At 71.1% G+C, this 18,170-nt stretch carries 16 protein-coding genes; 3 read left to right on the top strand and 13 right to left on the bottom strand.

Annotation, left to right across the window (positions count from 1 at the left end):
- Positions 1-137 precede the first annotated feature (137 nt).
- Both ACPWT1_RS21860 and ACPWT1_RS21855 read left to right on the top strand, forming a co-directional pair.
- The gene (locus ACPWT1_RS21860; RefSeq protein ID WP_427913232.1) at positions 138-1,568 is read left to right on the top strand and encodes a hydroxysqualene dehydroxylase; all 1,431 of its coding nucleotides are present in this window, start codon (positions 138-140) and stop codon (positions 1,566-1,568) included.
- Positions 1,569-1,577: 9 nt separating this feature from the next.
- Positions 1,578-2,978 carry a phospholipase D-like domain-containing protein gene (locus ACPWT1_RS21855; RefSeq protein ID WP_427913231.1) on the top strand — a complete coding sequence of 467 codons (1,401 nt, stop codon included), beginning with the start codon at positions 1,578-1,580 and terminating at the stop codon, positions 2,976-2,978.
- Between the two features lie 18 nt (positions 2,979-2,996).
- Here the strand turns inward: ACPWT1_RS21855 and ACPWT1_RS21850 are convergent, their stop codons facing one another.
- The 3 genes from ACPWT1_RS21850 to ACPWT1_RS21840 all read right to left on the bottom strand — a co-directional run bounded on the left by ACPWT1_RS21850 (position 2,997) and on the right by ACPWT1_RS21840 (position 6,007).
- Positions 2,997-4,076 carry a hypothetical protein gene (locus ACPWT1_RS21850; protein WP_427913230.1) on the bottom strand — a complete coding sequence of 360 codons (1,080 nt, stop codon included), beginning with the start codon at positions 4,074-4,076 and terminating at the stop codon, positions 2,997-2,999.
- A 439-nt stretch (positions 4,077-4,515) separates the two neighbouring features.
- Entirely contained in the window at positions 4,516-5,667 is a 1,152-nt protein-coding gene (locus ACPWT1_RS21845; RefSeq protein WP_427913229.1) for an acyltransferase family protein, read from the bottom strand.
- A gap of 139 nt (positions 5,668-5,806) precedes the next feature.
- Positions 5,807-6,007 carry a hypothetical protein gene (locus ACPWT1_RS21840; RefSeq protein ID WP_427913228.1) on the bottom strand — a complete coding sequence of 67 codons (201 nt, stop codon included), beginning with the start codon at positions 6,005-6,007 and terminating at the stop codon, positions 5,807-5,809.
- Between the two features lie 131 nt (positions 6,008-6,138).
- Between ACPWT1_RS21840 and dmeF the strand changes: the two genes are divergently transcribed.
- Positions 6,139-7,161 (top strand): CDF family Co(II)/Ni(II) efflux transporter DmeF, encoded by a 1,023-nt coding sequence (dmeF, locus tag ACPWT1_RS21835; RefSeq protein WP_427913227.1) that lies wholly within the window; start codon positions 6,139-6,141, stop codon positions 7,159-7,161.
- An 18-nt stretch (positions 7,162-7,179) separates the two neighbouring features.
- Here the strand turns inward: dmeF and ACPWT1_RS21830 are convergent, their stop codons facing one another.
- The 10 genes from ACPWT1_RS21830 to ACPWT1_RS21785 all read right to left on the bottom strand — a co-directional run bounded on the left by ACPWT1_RS21830 (position 7,180) and on the right by ACPWT1_RS21785 (position 18,053).
- Positions 7,180-7,884: an HAD family hydrolase gene (locus tag ACPWT1_RS21830; RefSeq protein WP_427913226.1), complete on the bottom strand. Its 705-nt coding sequence runs from the start codon at positions 7,882-7,884 to the stop codon at positions 7,180-7,182.
- 64 nt (positions 7,885-7,948) lie between these two features.
- Entirely contained in the window at positions 7,949-8,902 is a 954-nt protein-coding gene (locus ACPWT1_RS21825) for a hypothetical protein (RefSeq protein WP_427913225.1), read from the bottom strand.
- Positions 8,903-9,057: 155 nt separating this feature from the next.
- Complete coding sequence (locus tag ACPWT1_RS21820; RefSeq protein ID WP_427913224.1) at positions 9,058-10,062, bottom strand: NAD-dependent epimerase/dehydratase family protein; 1,005 nt, start codon at positions 10,060-10,062, stop codon at positions 9,058-9,060.
- On the bottom strand, positions 10,059-11,744 hold the full coding sequence (locus ACPWT1_RS21815; protein WP_427913223.1) for an FAD-dependent oxidoreductase: 1,686 nt from the start codon (positions 11,742-11,744) through the stop codon (positions 10,059-10,061). The genes ACPWT1_RS21820 and ACPWT1_RS21815 overlap by 4 nt, the downstream gene beginning before the upstream one ends.
- Entirely contained in the window at positions 11,741-12,931 is a 1,191-nt protein-coding gene (locus tag ACPWT1_RS21810) for a glycosyltransferase family 4 protein (protein ID WP_427913222.1), read from the bottom strand. The genes ACPWT1_RS21815 and ACPWT1_RS21810 overlap by 4 nt, the downstream gene beginning before the upstream one ends.
- Complete coding sequence (locus ACPWT1_RS21805; RefSeq protein WP_427913221.1) at positions 12,928-13,989, bottom strand: glycosyltransferase family 2 protein; 1,062 nt, start codon at positions 13,987-13,989, stop codon at positions 12,928-12,930. The genes ACPWT1_RS21810 and ACPWT1_RS21805 overlap by 4 nt, the downstream gene beginning before the upstream one ends.
- Complete coding sequence (locus tag ACPWT1_RS21800; protein ID WP_427913220.1) at positions 13,986-14,954, bottom strand: glycosyltransferase family 2 protein; 969 nt, start codon at positions 14,952-14,954, stop codon at positions 13,986-13,988. The genes ACPWT1_RS21805 and ACPWT1_RS21800 overlap by 4 nt, the downstream gene beginning before the upstream one ends.
- The gene (locus ACPWT1_RS21795) at positions 14,951-16,321 is read right to left on the bottom strand and encodes an O-antigen ligase family protein (RefSeq protein ID WP_427913219.1); all 1,371 of its coding nucleotides are present in this window, start codon (positions 16,319-16,321) and stop codon (positions 14,951-14,953) included. Before ACPWT1_RS21795 ends, ACPWT1_RS21800 begins: the two co-directional genes overlap by 4 nt.
- Positions 16,318-17,814, bottom strand: coding sequence for a lipopolysaccharide biosynthesis protein (locus tag ACPWT1_RS21790; RefSeq protein WP_427913218.1), 1,497 nt, complete (start codon positions 17,812-17,814; stop codon positions 16,318-16,320). Before ACPWT1_RS21790 ends, ACPWT1_RS21795 begins: the two co-directional genes overlap by 4 nt.
- Positions 17,811-18,053 carry a hypothetical protein gene (locus tag ACPWT1_RS21785; protein WP_427913217.1) on the bottom strand — a complete coding sequence of 81 codons (243 nt, stop codon included), beginning with the start codon at positions 18,051-18,053 and terminating at the stop codon, positions 17,811-17,813. The genes ACPWT1_RS21790 and ACPWT1_RS21785 overlap by 4 nt, the downstream gene beginning before the upstream one ends.
- Between the last annotated feature and the right edge of the window lie 117 nt (positions 18,054-18,170).

The following is an 18,170-nucleotide window of genomic DNA, read 5'->3' as shown; positions in this document are numbered from 1 at the left end:
ATCAACGGCCGCTGACGCGCAGCATCGCTGCTGAGGCCCCCGGCGCCGGCTGCAAGTCGTTACGCTTCGCGCGTGCAACGGAACCCCCATCCACGTCGACGAGTGCGTGCCCTCCTGCAGCTGCGAGGGCGCGGCGCATGAGCGACGTGGTCGTGGTGGGGGCCGGCGTGGCCGGCCTGCGTTGCGCACTGGCGCTCGCCGATGCGGGCCTGCGGGTCACGGTGCTCGAAGGCACGCCGCACGCCGGCGGCCGCGCAGGCAGCTGCGCCGACGACGCCACCGGGCTGCAGGTGGACATCGGGCCGCACGTGGTGAGCAGCGAGCACCGGAACTTCATGGCAATGCTGCACCGGCTGGACCAGGACGACCAGGTGCAGTGGCAGCCCGATCCCGTCATCACGCTGCTGGATGGCCGCGGCGTGCTGCGCATGCCTTCGTGGCGCCTGCCGCCGCCGCTGCATGGCCTGCCACTGCTCCCGCGCGCGCTGACGCGGCTGTCGATGCGCGATGCGCTGTCGCACACGCGCATCGCCTGGCGCGCGGCGCGCCTGGACGAACAGGGCACGCGCGAGTTCGACCACGAGGATGCCCTCGGCCTGCTGCGCGCGATGGGCGTGCGGCCACGCGCGATCGACTGGTTCTGGCGTTCGGCGGTGCTGGCCCTCCTGAACGTGCCGCTGGAGCAGTGCTCGGGCACCGCGTTGTTGCGGGTGTTCCGACTGATGCTGGGGCGCAGCGGCTGGCACTTCGGCTTTCCCAAGGTCGGCTTGGCCCAGCTGTACGTGCCGGGCAGCTGCCGCGCCGTGCTGCGCTCGGGGGGCCAGGTGCTGTTCGGCGCGCGGGTGCAGCGGCTGCGTCTCGAGGAGGACCGCCTGGTGGGGCTGGAGACCGTCGACGGCCGCGTGATCGCCACGCGCCGCTGCGTGCTCGCGCTCCCGCCGCAGGACGTGGCGGCGCTTGCCTCCCCGGAGGCCGCGCTGCAGGGGCTGGCGACCGCGGCGCGCTACTTCCGCCCCAGCCCGTACCAGAGCACCTACGTCTGGTTCGACCGGCGCATCACGCGCGAGCGCTTCTGGGCCCGCACCTGGTCGCCGCAGAACCTGAACACCGATTTCTACGATCTGGCCGGCATCCGGCCCGCGCTGGCGGGCGAGGGCTCGGTGATCGCCTGCAATGCCATCGGGCCGCAGGTGCGCGCCGACTGGCCCGAGGAGCGCATCGTGGAGCAGACCATGCGCGAGATCGAGCAGTTCGCGCCGGCCGCGCGGCAGGCGCGCGTGCTGCACACGCGCGTGCACCGCGTGCCGATGGCCGTGCCGCAACCGCGGCCCGGCACCGAGGGCCTGCGGCCGCGCACCCGCACGCCGGTCGAGGGCCTCTGCGTGGCGGGCGACTGGACCGACACCGCGCTGCCCTGCTCGATGGAGAGCGCGGCGCGCTCAGGGGCGCTGGCCGCCGAAGCGGTGCTCGAGGACCTGGGGCGCGAGGTGCGCATCGCGATCGATGCGCCCGACACGCGCGGGCTCGTCGGCCTGCTGCGACGCGGCCCGCGCGCCGGCGGACGGTAAGCTCCTTCCATGCCCCAGAACTTCGGCGCGGGCCACTGGCTGACGCTGCACACCCTGGTGGTGCTGGCGGCGGTGCTGGTCTACCTGTCGCTCTCGCTGGCCACGCGGCAGCGCCGGCATCCCTCCGCGGCACTGGGCTGGGTGCTCTCGCTGGTGCTGATGCCGTACATCGCGCTGCCGGTGTTCCTCCTGTTCGGCAATCGCAAGATGGTGCGGGCACCGTCGCATCGACTGCCGGGGGCACATGCCACCGACGTGCCGGCCGCAGGTGGTCGCTTCCAGGCCCTGGCCCGCGGGCTGGGCCTGCCGGATCCGGTGCCGTACGACGATCTCCACGTGCATGCCGACGGCGACGACGCGCTGGCGCGCCTGCACCTGCTGCTGCTGGGCGCCACGCGCACCCTGGACGTTTCCAGTTTCCTCGTGGGCCACGACGCGATCGGCGAGCCGGTCGTGCGGCTGCTCGCGCGGCGTGCGCGCGAAGGCCTGCGGGTGCGGCTGATGGTCGACGGCGTGGGCCGCTTCCTCGGCGGCACGCTGCCCCTGCGGCGGCTGCGCGAGGCCGGCGTGGAAGTGCGGCTGTTCGTGCGGCCGTGGTCGTCGCCGCTGCGCGGGCGGGTGAATTTGCGCAACCACCGCAAGCTGGCCATCGCCGATGGCCAGTGGCTGTGGACGGGTGGTCGCAATCTCGCCGCCGAATACTTCACCGGCACGCGGGGCCGCGTGCCCTGGACCGACCTGAGCTTCGACCTGCGCGGGCCGCTGGCGGCGCAGGCGCTGCACCAGTTCGAGCTGGACTGGGGCATCGCCGCGAATGCACCGCTGCCGACGAGCGCGCCGGTTGCGGAGCAGGTCGAGCCGCCGACGGTGGGCGGCCCGGCGGCGCAACTGCTTCCCAGTGGTCCCGACCAGCCCGAGGACACGCTCTACCAGTTGCTGATCGACGCCTGCTTCAGCGCGCGCGAGCGCATCGTCGCGGTCACGCCGTACTTCGTGCCGGATCCCGCGCTCCTCATGGCGTTCACGCTGGCGGCGCGACGCGGTGTCGAGGTCGAGCTGCTGGTGCCGCGCAAGTCCAATCACCTGCTCGCGGATCTCGCCCGGCCCTCGGCGTTGCGCGACCTGGTCGATGCGGGCGGGCGCGTGTGGCTCGCGCCGCGCATGGTGCATGCCAAGCTGGTGGTGGTGGACACCACCGTGGCGCTGGCCGGTTCGCTGAACCTGGACCAGCGCAGCCTGTTCCTCAACTACGAACTGATGGTGGCGTTCTACGATGCGGACGCCATCGCGCGCTATGCCGCGTGGGCCGAGCAGGTGCGCACCACGGCCCATCCCATGGCGCCGCGACGCGTCGGCATGCTGCGCGAGGTGGGGGAGGGCCTGTTGCGCTGGCTGACGTTCCAGCTGTGAACGGACCGCGACGGTTGCTCAGGCCAGCGCAGCCTTCATCGTGGAGCCCCAGACGTTGCCGCCGCTCATGTTGGTCTGCGCGCTCCAGCAGAACAGGCCGCGGATGTTCGGGTGCGCCGCCTTGATGGTGGCCCACTCGCGCGTGCAGTCGCTCAGCGACGGTCCGTTGCTGTAGTTCGCCGACAGGCCGACGACGACCTGCGACTCGCCCAGCGCGCGCGACCACGTGTCGACGGAGTTCGCGATGTAGCCCACCGCGTTGAAGCCGCTCCAGTCGTAGTGCTGGGGCGCCGCGTAGGTCAGGAGGCCGGCGTTCTTCAGCGCCACCATCAGGTTCTCGTCCAGGGTGCCGGCGGCGCCCGCGGGCGAGGTGATGGCGAAGTTGGGGCCGTAGGTCGCGCGCAGCTGCTGCGCGATCCAGACCATCTCGATGCACATGGCCGAGACGTTGCCCGAATTCATGATGCCCGCTTCGTAGTTGTTGAAGTCGACGCCGTCGATGCCGCCGAGCTGGCTGATGATGGACTTGATGGAGTTGACGCAGTTGGTCGACTGGGTGCGGTTCGTGTAGACGAAGCCCAGGCCTGCACCGCCGACCGTGAGGATCACCTTCTGGCCGCGCTGGCGCACCTGCTGGATCTGCGCCGCGGGCACCTCGTTGGCGAACGACCAGGTCCAGGAGCCGTCACCGGTGTTGGTGCCGCCGTTCTGGGCGTTGAACAGGTAGATGACGTTGAAGTCGGTCGGCACGTCGGTGATGCGGTACGAGGTGTCCCAGGCGGTGAAGTAGCAGCCCAGGATCTTGGCCGGCAGGCCGCCCGCCGTGGACGCGGCCGCGTCGGCAGCAGCGGGTGCGGTGCTCGCGGGTGCGGTGGTCGCGGGTGCGGTGGTCGCGGGTGCGGCAGTGGCCGTCACCGGGGCCGGGACCGGCGTCGACACCGCGGCCGTGCTGCCGACCGTCGAGCCAGCCGCGGTCGTGTCCACGCTGCCGACGGCAGCTGCGTCGGCGGCTCCGCCGCCGCCGCCACCACCGCAGGCGGCCAGCATGGTGGCCATGGCGGAGGCGGAACCGGAGAGGAGGAAGAGGCGACGTTTCAAGATGAGGCTCCAGAAGGGGCCTGGCGTCGCGACGGGTCGCGCGGCCGGGCCGATTGCAGGTGCTGGTTGCGTCCTGGACCCGGGCCTGAAATCGGCGCCGGGCTCAGGGCTCAGCAAGGAGCCGTGACTGTAGTGTCGTCCTGGTCCTACAACCCGGTAGGTGACCGACTACAAACGTAAGGAAGCATGAGCTTGGGGCGTGCGAGGTATTTCACGCTGAAGCTCCGCATTGCGGGACGGAAGCGCCCGCTGGTTCAACGCGGAATGGCCGAGTCACGAGGGAAACCCGGCTGTGGAGAGAGGCGAAGCGCGGCGGTCATTGTCGCGCTGCATCGCTGCAACACGCCGCCGTCACGGCCGAGCAGGTCGTTACGCTTTGGCGGCTGAACAGTGACGCATCAGCTCGTCAGTAAGGCGCTGACGAAGCTCATCAAGAACGCTACTGCGCCCTATCCAGCGGCTGCGGCTGCACGACCGGCACGACCGGCTGGGCGTGGCTCTGCAGGACGGAGGGGCGGCGCTTGCCGAATGGCCGCGGGAACCTGCCGGTGTGCAGCGGCCGTTCGAGGCCGACGAAGATGAGGTAGCCGGCGGCGGTGCACGCCACCACGCAGATCCAGGCAAAGCCGTGGTACCCGAGGCTTCCCGTGACGCTCAGGCCGCCCAGCAGGCGCGCCAGCGGGCCCATGAGGAAGCCATGCGTGAGGTAGGTCGAGTACGACGCGTCGCCCGCAATCACGATGGGCTGCCAGATCGCACCGATGGGACGTGGCTGGGCGGTGATGCACAGCAGCAGCGGCACGATGCAGGCCGCCGGCATCCACCCAAAGGCGAGGGGCTCGTCGGCCGGCAGCGCGAAACCGGCGAAGGCCACCACGATGGCGCTCGCCACGAGCGCTGCCCATCCCTGGCTCAGGCCCGGCCACTTGCGCGACCTCCACTGCTGCGCCACCAGGCAGGCCACAACGCCGGCCACGAAGTACAGGACGATGGCGTCGGCCCAGTAGTACAGGGCGCCGGCCGAGGCAGGATTCCCCAGCCATCCGAAGGCGCGTGCAGCCGCGAGCGCCGTCATCAGGGCTGCCACCGCGGGCGCGTGCCAGCGCCGCGGCAGGAAGAACGTGGCGCCGAACGCGAGATAGAACAGCATCTCGTAGTTCAACGACCATCCCTGGCCCAGGATCGGCTGCACCAGGCCGTGCGGATTCACGTAGGGAATGAAGAAGTACGACTGCAGGACCTCGGCAAGCCCCACGTGCTGGCCGGACGCGACCGTCTTGACCAGGTAGGCGGCCGTCACGATCCAGTACAGCGGAACGATGCGCCGGATGCGGCGGCGCCAGAAGGTCTTGCTGCTGTCCCACCCCGACGGCAGCGCGGTCGCCGTGTGCACGATGATGAAGCCGCTGATGCAGAAGAACAGCTTGACGCCGTAGTCCCCCATGTCGGGGAAGTACGGGATCGGGCCCGGTGCGATGGCCTTCTCGGCCCAGTTCATCACCGCGTGCTGGAACACCACCAGCGCGGCAGCGAGTGCCCGCAGCACCTGGACGGCGTCGAATTTTTCCTTGTTCGTCTTGCTGGTGACCATGTGCTCCCCGTTGGGCTGCGACCCGTGCTGCCCGCGACAACCGCTCAGATGCTCCTGCTGAACTTATCACCGCGCATCCCTGCGGCGGCGTGTTCATGGCTCCAACGGGCCCTGTCAGATCAGGTTGCGCGCGGCCTCGTCAATGCTCACCCAGGGGACGGCCGAAGAAGTCCGATTCGGCTTCGAAGTCGCTGTCGCGGAAAGGCTGCTCGACCGGGTCGACCGCGCCTCGCACGAAGCGCGCGGCCAGCGCACGCGCGGTCCGCGCGAACACGCCGGGGCGGGTGGAGGATTCGCTCTCGCCCGGGAACAGGGAGGACTGCTCGAACTGTTGCTGCATGGATGCTCCTGTTGGGTGCAGTCCATTCTCGGCAGTGCCCTGTGCCTCGGCTGTAGGAAGGCGCCGCCGCCTCGCTCGATGTGGCAGACCTGCCACGTCGCCGACAATTGGCTTGCTGCGTCCCATCCACCATGTCCACCAATCACGATTCGTCTTCCGCTCCCTGGCACCAGTCCCACGCCTTCCACACCGCCGACGAGGCGGCCGAGCGCAGCACCACGCTCGTGTTCTGGATCACGGCGTTCGCGATGGTCGCGGAGATCGCCGCGGGCTACTGGTTCAATTCGATGGCCTTGCTGGCCGACGGCTGGCACATGAGCTCGCACGCGCTGGCGATCGGCCTGGCCGTGTTCGCCTACGCGACGGCGCGCCGCTACAAGGACGACGAGCGATTCGCCTTCGGCACGTGGAAGATCGAAGTGCTCGCGGGCTTCACCAGTGCGATCCTGCTGCTCGTGGTGGCGGCGCTGATGCTGTTCGGGTCGCTGGAGCGGCTGCTGTCGCCGCAGGCCATCCACTACCGCGAGGCCCTGTTCGTCGCCGTGCTGGGCCTGCTGGTGAACCTGGCCTGTGCGGCCATCCTGGGACGCACCGGTCATGGCCACGACCACGGACATGACCACGGCCATCACCACGGTCACGACCACCATGACCACGGCCATGCACACCACGACCACGGCGCCTCCGATGCGCGAGCCGGCGATGGCGAGCAGCACCAGGATCTGAACCTGCGTTCGGCGTACGTGCACGTGCTGGCCGATGCGGCCACGTCGGTGCTGGCCATCGCAGCGCTCGCGGGCGGGTGGGTGTATGGCTGGTGGTGGCTCGATCCGGTGATGGGCATCGTCGGCGCCGTGTTGGTCGCCTCGTGGGCCCGCGGGCTGACCGTGAAGACCGGCAAGGTGCTGCTCGACCGCGAGATGGACCATGCCATCGTGGACGAGGTGCGCGAGGCAGTCGAGAGCGCGGGCGACCGCGTCACCGACCTGCACGTCTGGCGCGTGGGCCGCAACTGCTACGCGTGCGCGATCACCCTGCTCACCAGCGATGCGCAGCTGGATGCCGCCGCCGTGCGCCGCCGCCTGGCGCAGCACCCGGAGGTCGCGCACTCCACGATCGAGATCCACGCAGCGCCGCTGCGCGAGCGGGCCTGAGGCCAGGCGCAGCAGCTTTCACGCGACGACGGCCGTACCCAGCAGCAGGGGCTGGAACACCGGGTCCGCATAGGTGCGGAAGGTGTCGACCTCGGGGTGCGGCCGTGGCGAGCGGATGAGCGCTCGCACCCCGGCACGCCGCGCAACCTCTGCGTCGCGGTCGAATCGGTCGCCGATCATCAGCGTGCGCGCGGCCGGCACTTCCGTGGACTGCAGGATGCTGTGCAGCCCGCGCGGATCGGGCTTGAGCCGCCCGACGTCCGCATCGGTCGCGCACACGATGGGGTGCGCCTGCAGGCCCAGGGCCTGCAGCTTCGCGGCGGCGGGATAGTCGGAGAACACGGCGACCTGCTTGCCCGCAGACAGCAGGCCCGCGAAAACACGGTCCACGTGGTCATAGCGGCACGCGGCCAGCCGTTGCAGCGGGCGCACCTCCATCCAGTCGGTGGCCAGTGCCTGCACCTCGGCGGCCGTCCGGCCGTGGCGTTGCGCCGTGCGGGCGTACTGCTCGGCGAGGAAGTCCGCGCCGGCCTCCTCCCCGAGAGCCTCGCGCACCTTGCGGAACGTGCGCAGGATGCGCAGCGTGTCCAGGCTGCGCGAGCGCAAGGCCTCGGCGAGCAGGTGGCCAAGCATTGCGACCCGCAGGCGCCGCTGGTCGTACAGGGTGCCGTCGACGTCGAAGACCACGAGGTCGATGGCGCTCCAGTCCAGCGTTCCGCTCAAGGCCCGTGCTCCCGTGATGAAGTGCAGATGGGTGGGTGCCTGCGAAGCGGGAAGGGGCGCCCTCTCACCTGCGCGGCACGATGCCGGGCAACGTGGGTTCGTCGCCGATGGGACGGTCGCCCAGCGCCGCCAACTGCTCGCCCAGCTGGGCGAGTGCCTGCGCGAGCGCTTGTTCGTCGATCTGCAACCGCGTGCATTCGGCCCGTGCCTGTTCCAGCCGCTGCAGCAGCGCGCGCCGGGCCGGCGCGGCGCGGCTGGCGATGTCGACCACCCGTTCGGGATCGGGTGCAGCTTCGTCGCCGAGCGCGGGCTGCACGCGCAGCCGCCAGTCGTCCCAGCAGCGGTCGAAGCTGGCGTCGAGCAGCCGCAGCAGCGTGTCGCGGCCGCTCACGACGGCGCGGCCGATGCGCACCACGTCCCGGGCCGCGGAGCACGCACTCTCGAGTCGCTGCACCAGGGTCCGGTGCGTGTCGACCTCGGCCACCATGGCGCGCAGCTGGTCGACCGCCGGCTGGTCCTGCGGATCGGGGCGCTGGGTCCGCACGTCGTCCCACCACGTGGTCAGCAGGGATTGCGCCTCGTGCAGCGGAACGTCCATCGCGTCGATCACCTCCAGCAGCTGCGACAGCTGGCGGGCGGCTTCCGCCGACTGGGGCCGGTGAACGCCGGCCAGGGCCCGCGCGTGCTCGGTGACCGCGCCGCGGGTGCCCAGGGCTTCCCGGCAATCGGTGCGGTACTGGAGTTCCGCCCGCGGGCCCGACCCCAGCCAGGGCAGCCAGCGCAGCCAGCGGGGACCCGGGCGATGGCACTGTGCGTCGGCCACAGCATGCTGCATGTCCTGCAGGGCGCGCAGCAGCGGCTTCGCGTCGCTGGCCAGCAGCTGGTGCAAGGACCGGTGCAGGCGGGCGATGGCGGGAGCGAACCCCGAATGCGCCGTGGCGGCCAGCTGCCCGATGCGCCGCGCCAGGTGGGCCGCATCGGCGCCCGGGGCAGGAGAGGGATCGCCGGTGTCTGGCATGGGCGATCGAGTGTAGCCACGGGCCGGGGCGGCGCTTCGTCCGTGCGGCGGAGGCTCAGCCGCTGAAAGCTCTGCAGCGTGGGCCAGCCCTGCAGCGAGTGGTTGTGCCAGTCATCCGTCACCCAGTTGCGGCGGATGGGTTCGCGGACGTCCTGCTAGCCCGGGATGAGGGACGCGTGCGCCTTCACGCGCTCGAGGCTCTCCTGCCGCACAAACCACGCGGCCGCCTCGCTCAGGGCGACGGGGTAGGGCGTCCAGTCGAGCATCAGGTCGCGCGTGGCGGCGCGCGCGTCCAGGTGCAGGTGCCGCTGCCACAGTCCCAGCAGGCCCGGCGTGATGGGCTCGGGGATCGCGCGTCCCAGGCGGCCCGCTCGCTTCAGCAGCTTGCGCGCGACGTGCAGCACGGGACCGGCCACGTGCGCGTCGAGCGAGGTGCGGCGCGACCCGAGCCGCCGCACGGGCGTGGCTTCGATGGCTCGCGCGAGGTCCATGAAGTATTCGTTCCAGCGCGGGCTGTCGGGCGAGGCCAGGTTGTAGGTGCACGAGGCGCCCTGCGCCAGCGGCAGTTGCAGCGCGCGCAGGATCGCGACGCACACGTCGTCGACGTGGACCAGGTTGGACCAGCCGTCGCCGCCTTCGCCGAGATCGCCGAGGCGACCGCTGCGCAGCCAGCGTCCGACGCGTGCGACCCAGAGCTCGCTGCCCGCGCCCCACACGCAGCCGGGCCGCAGCATCACGAGCATGCCGCCCTGGGCGGTGTAGCCGAGCAGCGAGCGCTCGGCCTCGCGCTTGGCGCGGTCGTACCAGCCAAGCAGCGGACCGGGCTCCGCGTGTTCGTCCACGACGCCTTCACGCGCGCCATACACCGACATCGTGCTCAGGTGCACGATGCGCGGGCAGTTGGCAGCCGCGGCAGCCTGCGCCAGCAACTCCGCCCCTTGCGCGATCGAGGTCGCATCGCCGGCCACGCAGTTCACGACCGCGTCCATGCCGCGCAGCGCCTCGGCCAGCGCGGCGCCATCGCGCACGTCGACGCGCACCAGGCCTTCCCCGCGGGCACGTGACGAGGCGCCGACCGCGCCGGTCCATCCCGACTCGCGCAGCAGCGTGAGCAGCCGCGAGCCGACATACCCGGTGGCGCCGAGCACCAGCACCTTCATGCGAACACCTCCTCGGCCGCGGCGCGCCGCGGCTGCAGGCGCTGCGTCAGGCGGTCCGCGAGCCGCAATGCCAGCGCGACGATGGTGAGCGTCGGGTTGGCCTGGCTCGAGGTCGGGAAGACGGCGCTGCCAGCCACGTACAGGTTCGAGACCGAGTGCACCTTGCAGTCCGCATCGACCACGCTGGTGCGCGGCTGCGTGCCCATGCGCGTGGTGCCGATGTGGTGCCCGCCGTAGGCGCCGTAGCGCATCAGGTCGCCTTCGAGCTCGTCGCGGTCGTACTCGAAGCGGCCGACGCCGGTGCGCTCCATTTCGCCGGCCAGCAGGTCCAGCGTGCGGGCGACCGACTCGATGTCCGCCGCGCAGTAGCGCCAGTCGACCTTGAGCTTGCGCATGCCCAGCGCATCGGCCTCGCGCGTGAGCTGCACGCGGCTCGATGCGAGCGGCTGCTGTTCGCCCTGCACCTCGAGGCTGAAGCGGTTGGTGCGGTTGGACAGGATCACCGACGGGAACTTGCGGGTGGCGAACGTGCGCTTGCGCAGCCAATGCGTGAGGAAGCCGGCGGTGTCGAACGGGTCGCGCACCACGTTCAGCAGGTGCTGCGCCATCGTCCCGGCCGACGCCGGCTGGCTGTCGCGCAGCCGCTTGCCGTATTCGTAGCTGATCAGGTTGCGCGCGAGCACCAGCCCCGACAGCACGCCGCTGCGGTGCGACGGGTCGGTGATCTTCGGGAAGTGCAGCCGCGCCACGGCATTGAGCAGGCCGTGCTTGCGCTGCACCGCGGCGTCGATCGACATCCGCCGGCGGCAGTACACGCCGTCGGGCGCCACCTCGTAGCCGTGGCGCACGTTCTTCGTCGGGCCGTGGATCGTGAGCGTTCCCACGTTGCCGGCGATGTGGCACTGGTAGTAGCGGCCGACGACGTCGAACTGGTTGCCCACGCCCTGCGGCGCCACGTCGGTGGAGTGCAGCAGCAGCCGCGCCGTCTCGAGCCCGCCGCCGGCGAGCACCACGGCCCGCGCGTTCACGTGGAAGCGGTTGCCGGCGATGGTGGCGACGTCCAGGGCCCGCACCTGCGCGCCCGCGGCATCCAGGCGCACGCCGGTGCAGTGGGCGCCGGTCAGCACGCGCACGTCCGGCGCGACCTCCAGGCGCCTGCGGTAGCGACGCCCGAAATCGGTCGGGCACGAGAAGCGCTCGAGCCCGTCGGTGCGCACGATCGGGCTCTCGAAGCCGGCGAACATCGGGGGCGCGTCGGGCAGGGCCTGGCGCGCGTCGTAGCTGAAGACGCCGGCTTCGGCCCAGGTGTTGGCGCGTGCGTAGTAAGGCAGCAGGCCTTCGTAGGAGATCGGCCAGCCGCTGTGCGGCACCCACGCGCGCTCCTCGAAATCGATCGGGTCGTAGGGCATGCAGCGACCGCCCCAGAGGCTGGTGGAGCCACCCAGGCCACGCAGGCGGTACCGGTGCACGGGGCTGTGCATGCGCTCGTCCGCCACTTCGCCTTCGTAATGCGCCTGGGCCTTCGGGTCCTGGGTGCGCTCGCCCGCTTCCAGCAGGAGCACCGACATGCCCTTGCCCGAGAGCGACAGCGCGAGCGGGATGCCGGCGGCACCTGCGCCGACGATGCAGACGTCGGCCTGCACCGTCGTGCCGCGCGGGACGGCGTTGGCGTTCTCGATCACCGCGGCTCCTCCATCGACGCGGGCAGCTGGGCAGAGAGGCCGAACTGGCGCTGGTGGATGCGCGCGATGCTGGCGGCGAAATGCCGCAGCGAGAACTGCGCCTGGTGCAGCGCCTGGCCCTTGCGTTCCAGCCGCTCGCGTTGCTGCGCGTCGCCGAGCACCTGGGCCAGGCCACGCGCGATGCTGGCCGGCTCGCCGGGTTCGACGAAGCAGGCGGTGTGGCCATGCGAGAGCACGTGCGGGATCTCGCCGACCGGCGTGCAGACGACGGCCACGCCGTGGGCCAGCGCCTCCAGGATCGCGAGCGGCAGGCCTTCGTCGTGCGAGGGCAGCACCAGCACGTCGGCCCGCGCCAGCAGCTGCGCCACCTGGTCCTGCGTCGCCCACCCGTGGAAGTTCACCTTCGAGCCGATGCGCAGTTCGAGCGCGCGGTCGCGGAAGCGGTCGATGTCGCCGCCGCCGGCCAGCGTCAGCTGCAGCGGCACGCGGGCGAGGGCCGGGTGTGCCAGCGCCTCCAGCAGTTCGGGCACGCCCTTGCGTTCGGACAGGTTGCCGACGAACAGCACCTGGGGCACTTCGGACTGTTCGGTGCGCCGCGGCACCGTGGGTTGCGGCACGCCGTTGATGACGATCTCGACGCGCTCCGGCGGCACGCGCAACTCGCGCGTGACGAAATCGGCCGACACCCGGCCCAGCACCACGCAGGCCTGCGGCAGCGAGAAGACCCAGCGCACCACCGCCCGCAGCGGCGCGGGGAACTCGCGGTAGCTGTGGTGCAGCTGCGCGGCGTGCAGGTGCAGCACCGTCGGGATGCGCAGCAGCTTGCAGGCGGCCAGCACGATGGCTTCGCGCACGAAGTCAAGGCGCTCGGCCATGTTGACGTGCACGCCGGCGACGCGGCCCTTGAAGCGGTCGCGCACGAGGCGTCCGACCGCGCGCACCACCTGCACCAGCGACGCCGCGGCACCGCCGCTGCCGCGCGTGTCCAGCGGACGCAGCACGGGCCCGTGCGGGCCGGCCTGCTGGGCCTGGATCAGGTAGTCGGCCACCTTGTACATGCCGCCGCCCACCGGCGTCCAGGGCACGGCGATGTAGATGAAGCGGCCTTCGGTGCTGGTTTGCGCGGACCGTGGCGCTGGTGAAAGCTCGAAGGCAGTGGAAGCGGGAGATTCCATCGGTTGGGTCATGAGAACAGTTCCTGGCCCTTGTGCTGCGCCGTGTTCGGCTCCTGCAGCACCAGGCTCGGGATCAGCGCGCGGGGCGGCTGGCGCGGCGTGAAGAAGCCGCGCACCAGGCCCGCGGCCTGCACGCACCAGGACACCACGGAGTAGACCGCGCGCGCCAGCGACTTCTTGCGCAAGGCCATCACCGCCAGCGGGCCGGCAGCCAGTGCCAGCACCAGCGCCGCGCGTTCGGCCACGGCCAGCGGCCAGAGGGGAGCGGACAGCAGCACGGCCCACCAGGCCAGCACCGCCACGTAGATTCGCAGTTCGCGGACGCCGCGCAGCACCAGTTTCATCTGCGGCTGGCCGAGCGCGCCGCGCACCAGTTCGCCCAGCCCGCAGGCATAGCGGCTCTTCCAGCGCCGGCGCAGCAGCTGGTAGGGCGGTGCGTCGTGGCCGTAGTGGGTGACGGCGTCGGCCGGCAGCCGCCACAGCTTCCAGCCGAGCGCGCGCAGCCGCACCGCCAGGTCGAATTCCTCGTAGCTGTGCAGGTTGCGGTCGGAGATGTAGCCGGCCTCCTCGATGGCACGCCGGCGGTACAGGCCACCGCCATCGAGGCGGTCCACCTGGCCGGGGGCGCGATGCGCCTCGAGGCGGCGCCCGCGTTCGCTGCGCTCGCGGTACTCCAGGCTCTCCTGGTTCAGCTCGACGACGCGGCCCCCGACACCGGCGATCTCGGGATGCTGGGCGAGGAAGGTGAGGGCCTGCTCGAGGAAGCCCGGCACCATCTTCATGTCGCCGTCCATGATGTAGACGTACTCGCCCTGCGAGTGCTGGTAGCCCAGTTGCGGGCCCGCGCCGCAGCTGCGGTCGGCCTGGCGCGCGAGCTGCACGATGCGCACCGGGAAGCGGCTGGCTTCGCGCACCGTGCCGTCAGTGGAGCACGAGTCGGCCAGGATCACCTCGCCGCCGACCTCGTGCAGCGCGATGATCGCGCTCTCGATTGCCGCCGCGATGTTCGGCTCCTCGTTCAGAGCCTTGATGACCACCGAGACGCGGCAGGGATGGGTTTCGGTGGTCATTGCGAAGGGCCCTCCGGCGAGAACGCCTCCGCGCTGCGCAGGCGCCAGCGCTGCCAGCTGCCCGCGACGTGCGTCGGCATGAACAGCGCCATCAGCGCGGTGAGCGCCCAGCGGCGCGTCAGCGCCACGCGGCGGCCGCCCGCCAGCCAGCGCAGGGCCAGTTTGCGGTCGCCGGCGTCGAGCGCGTCGCGCGCCAGCGTGACGTGCATCTGGCCGACGAACCAGAGCGCCGAGCGGCGGTGCTTCGCCGGGATCTCGCCCGAAAGCGCCCGCTGCTGCATGCGCTGCAGGAACGCGGGCATCGTGTGGCGCGCGTTGCGGGTGGACAGGCTGTCGGGCAGCACGCGCACCGCGGCGAAGGGCGCGTTCACCACGGCCACGCGGGCCATGTCCCCGACGCGGAACCACAGGTCCAGGTCTTCGCCGTGGTGCTCGCCGGTAACGAAGCAGGGCTGGATGCGGCGCAGCAGGTCGGTGCGGATGGCCACGCTGCTGGTGCAGAACGGCGCGGTCTTCATCCAGCGCACGCGCAGGTCGTCGACCACCTCGACCTCGTAGAACGACTCGGCCACCGGCCAGGCTTCGGGATCGGCGCCGAAAGCCGGCGGGATGGTGCGGAAGCCTGCCCCCAGCATGTCGGCGTCGGGACAGGCCTGGTGGGCCTGCGCCAGTGCGGCCAGCATCTCGGGGTGGTACCAGTCGTCGGCGTCGAGGAAGGCGACCCAGTCGCCGCGGGCCAGTTCGATGCCGCGGTTGCGGGCCGCCGACACGCCGGCATTGGGCTGGCGCACGAGACGCACGCGGGGATCGCCCATCGACGCGACGGCCTCGGCACTGCCGTCGGTGGAGCCATCGTCGACGACGATGACCTCGAGGGGAGCAATGGTCTGGGCCAGGACCGAGCGGACGGCGCTGCGCACGTAGTGCAGCTTGTTGTATAGCGGGATGACGACGGAGAAATTCATGAGGCGGTCCTCAAGGTGGGCTCGATGGGATCCAGTGCCACGTGGGGCCGGCGCTGTTCAGCGGCCGCGCCCGCCAGGGTGACGAGCAGCAGCATGTGGGCGAAGACGTCCATGCCGTAGCCGACCAGCAGCAGCGGCACCTCGCTGACCGACAGCAGGGCCAGCGTGAGGAACATCGCGAGGGACAGGCCCTGGGTGGCGCGTGCATAGCGGATGGCCATGACCATCAGCACGATCGCGTAGACGACCAGGCCGACCGCGCCGACGGTGCCGCAGCGCGCCAGCGTGTCGATCATCTGGTTGTGGCCGTGGGTGGCGTTGGGCATGCCGATGGCCTGGCGGTATTCGTTGTCCCAGATCGTCGGGCCGTAGCCGAACACCGGGTTGTTGTGCCACTCGTCCAGCGCGACGACCCAGATGCGGTCACGGCCGGTGAGCGAGGCCAGTTGCGCGCCTTCGCTGGTGCCGAAGAAATCCTGGACCATGCTGGGCACGTCGAACACCACGACGCCCACCAGCACGACGATCGCAGCGGCCATCACGCCCAGCAGCAACAGCACGCCGAACGAATTGGCGCGCGGGTCGGCCAGGCGCTCGACCGAGCCGGGCGCCTTGCGCACCAGCACCATGCAGCTGGCGCTGATGAGGAATGCGAGCCACGCGGTCTTGGACTGCGCGAAGAACAGCACGCCGAGTCCGAGCACCCAGGCGCAGACTGTGAGCCAGCGGCGCTCGTACGGACGCGCCCACAGCAGCAGCAGGGCGGTCTGGCACAGGATGCCCATCATCACCGGGTGCGCCGACAGGCCGCCGAACCGCGGCACCCCGGGCAGCAGGCCCTGCGAATACGAGGAGTCCAGCACCAGCACGGGATTCCAGGGAATCAGCACGAGGCCGGCGAGCATGAACACGAACAGGCCATCGCGCGACGCGCGCAGGATGCGCTCGCGGTCCTCGGGGATGGTCATCGTCACGGCCAGCCCGAACAGCAGCGAGTAGACGTACTCGTGGGTGAGCACCGGATGCGCGCCGAGCAGGCCCGGTGTCAGCACCGTGGTCAGCCAGAAGAAGAGGAAGGCCCCGGTGAGTGCGATCGACGGCACCGGCCGGCGCTGGCCGAAGTGGCTGGCCAGCCGTTCGAGCGCGCCGGCCACGAGCAGCAGCGACACCGCGCGCTGCACCCACATCACGATGGGGTTCTGCACCGGGTCGGCGATCGACTGGGCCGTCTCCTCCAGGTGCTGGAACGCCTGCGTGAGGTCGCGGTTGGACAGCAGGACGCCGAGCCCGCCCACGGCCAGCATGGCTGGGAACATCCAGTAGAGGAAGCCACCCGAGGGGGCGGACTTGTGCGTGGACCGGTTCACGGGCGGGCCTCCGGGGTTGCGCTCCAGCGCGGGCCGATGCCGGGCAGGGCGCGCGACAGGACGGCGCGCGCTTCGGGCCCGAGCACCTGCGGGCGCGCGACGACCAGCACGAACACCGCCACCGTCGCCAGCGCGCCGCCGCACAGCAGCGTGATGATGGGATGGTTCAGCGAGATGGCCGCATGCCGGCCCACTTCGACGGCCGCGGCGCTCAGCCCGCCGAGCACCAGGCCGCGGCCCACGAAGGGCAGCAGTGCGGCGGGCCTCACGTCGAGGGCGAGCAGGCCGGCCCAGACGATGACCGTGGCGCGGGCGAAGACCACGACGGCCGACACCACCGCGATGGCGCGGATGCCCTGCGGCGCGAAATACCACCAGAGCGGCGCGGCGACCAGCAGCAGCGGCAGCTGCAGCAGCACCTCCCGGTGCTTGCGGCCGGTGTTCCACAGCACCGGCGTCGACAGGCCCCAGCAGGCCCAGGCCGGCACGCAGAAGAAGAGGAGGGACATCACCCAGCCCGAATCGCGCCATGCGGACCCGTAAAGCACCTGCACCAGGTCGCCCGCCAGCAGTCCCATCACCACCGAGGCCGGCGTGACGAACACGACGATGCACGCCAGCATCGTGAGCCAGGCCTGCGCCAGCTGCCGCGGCTCGTCCTGCATGCGCGCCCCCGTGGCGAGGAACGTCGGCTGCAGCGCGCCGATCAGCAGCGTGTTGGGAATCGACGCCAGGTTGTAGGCGACGCTGTACAGGCCGACGGACTGCGCGTTGAGCACGCGGCCGATCAGCAGCCGGTCGACATTGGTCAGCAGCCAGTTGACGACGTTGGTGAGGAACACGGTTCGGCCCATGTCCATCGTCTCGGTGGCGAGCCGGTGGCGGAACAGCGGCCGCACGGCGTGAGGCCGCACTGCATAGCTCGCCACCATCGCGACACCGGCCTGGGCCACGCAGGCCCCCGCCAGCGCCATGGCGCCCCAGCCGGCCAGTGCCATCGGCACGCCGAGCGCGAGGTAGCCGATGCCATAGCTCACGAGCTGGATGAGGCCCAGCGCGCGGAAGTTCAGGTCGCGCTGCAGCAGCGACGTGGCGGGGCCGGTGAGGGCGAGCAGCAGGCACGCCACCGCCATCCAGCGCACCATCGACTCGACGCGTGCGTCACCGAAGAACTGCGCGATCCAGGGCGCGGTGGCGGCCATGAGCACGGCGCACGCCGCGCCGGCGATCACCTGCCACGTGAAGGCGAAGCGCACATCCTCGTCGTCGATCTCCTTCTGCAGCATCAGGATGTAGCTGAAGCTGTTGCCCGAGAGAAAGGCGGCGAAGGTCAGCACCACCATGCCGATGCCGTACACGCCGTAGTTGTCGGGACCGAGGAGGCGGGCCAGCGTGATCTGGGCGACCAGCTGCAGCGCGAAGCGCCCGATGGTCGTGAGCGCACTCCAGCGAAAGGCGCGCTCGGCGAGCGAGCGCAGCGGTCGGACTGTCATTGCTGGCCGGCACCCCATCGACGCAGGGCGATGCCCGTCATGAGTGCCAGTGCCGCCAGCAGCATTGCAGCCGTGGTGGGCCTGCGTTCTTCGGTGGTGCCGGACGCATGGGCCGGCGCCTGTGTCGTCTGCAGGCTGGTGGCGACGACCATCGCGTCCCCGTGCCGCTGGGTCGCGCGCACGTCATCGGGCGTTGCGCCCAGCTGCGCGTGCAGTTCGCCCTGCATGGGCGTGTTCATGGCCACGGCCGTGTGAGGGGCCGCCGGCGGGGCCGCGCCCGCCTGCAGTCCGGCACACAAGGCAATGGCGGGAATGAGTGCTCGCATCGTTCTAGTCCCTGGCGATTCCGTCGATGC

It is taken from the genome of Ramlibacter sp. MMS24-I3-19, assembly GCF_050320135.1.
In the GTDB taxonomy this organism is placed as follows: Bacteria; Pseudomonadota; Gammaproteobacteria; order Burkholderiales; family Burkholderiaceae_C; genus Ramlibacter.
The sequence above is the reverse complement of the archived record's forward strand: the minus strand, read 5'-3'. Positions and strand labels throughout refer to the sequence as shown.

What these genes read in the sequence shown, in the direction of transcription:
- ACPWT1_RS21860 (WP_427913232.1), top strand. Translation starts at nt 138, where the DNA reads ATGAGCGACGTGGTCGTGGTGGGGGCCGGCGTGGCCGGCCTGCGTTGC.
- ACPWT1_RS21855 (WP_427913231.1), top strand. Translation starts at nt 1,578, where the DNA reads ATGCCCCAGAACTTCGGCGCGGGCCACTGGCTGACGCTGCACACCCTG.
- ACPWT1_RS21845 (WP_427913229.1), bottom strand. Translation starts at nt 5,667, where the DNA reads ATGGTCACCAGCAAGACGAACAAGGAAAAATTCGACGCCGTCCAGGTG.
- ACPWT1_RS21840 (WP_427913228.1), bottom strand. Translation starts at nt 6,007, where the DNA reads ATGCAGCAACAGTTCGAGCAGTCCTCCCTGTTCCCGGGCGAGAGCGAA.
- dmeF (WP_427913227.1), top strand. Translation starts at nt 6,139, where the DNA reads ATGTCCACCAATCACGATTCGTCTTCCGCTCCCTGGCACCAGTCCCAC.
- ACPWT1_RS21825 (WP_427913225.1), bottom strand. Translation starts at nt 8,902, where the DNA reads ATGCCAGACACCGGCGATCCCTCTCCTGCCCCGGGCGCCGATGCGGCC.
- ACPWT1_RS21820 (WP_427913224.1), bottom strand. Translation starts at nt 10,062, where the DNA reads ATGAAGGTGCTGGTGCTCGGCGCCACCGGGTATGTCGGCTCGCGGCTG.
- ACPWT1_RS21810 (WP_427913222.1), bottom strand. Translation starts at nt 12,931, where the DNA reads ATGACCCAACCGATGGAATCTCCCGCTTCCACTGCCTTCGAGCTTTCA.
- ACPWT1_RS21805 (WP_427913221.1), bottom strand. Translation starts at nt 13,989, where the DNA reads ATGACCACCGAAACCCATCCCTGCCGCGTCTCGGTGGTCATCAAGGCT.
- ACPWT1_RS21800 (WP_427913220.1), bottom strand. Translation starts at nt 14,954, where the DNA reads ATGAATTTCTCCGTCGTCATCCCGCTATACAACAAGCTGCACTACGTG.
- ACPWT1_RS21790 (WP_427913218.1), bottom strand. Translation starts at nt 17,814, where the DNA reads ATGACAGTCCGACCGCTGCGCTCGCTCGCCGAGCGCGCCTTTCGCTGG.
- ACPWT1_RS21785 (WP_427913217.1), bottom strand. Translation starts at nt 18,053, where the DNA reads ATGAACACGCCCATGCAGGGCGAACTGCACGCGCAGCTGGGCGCAACG.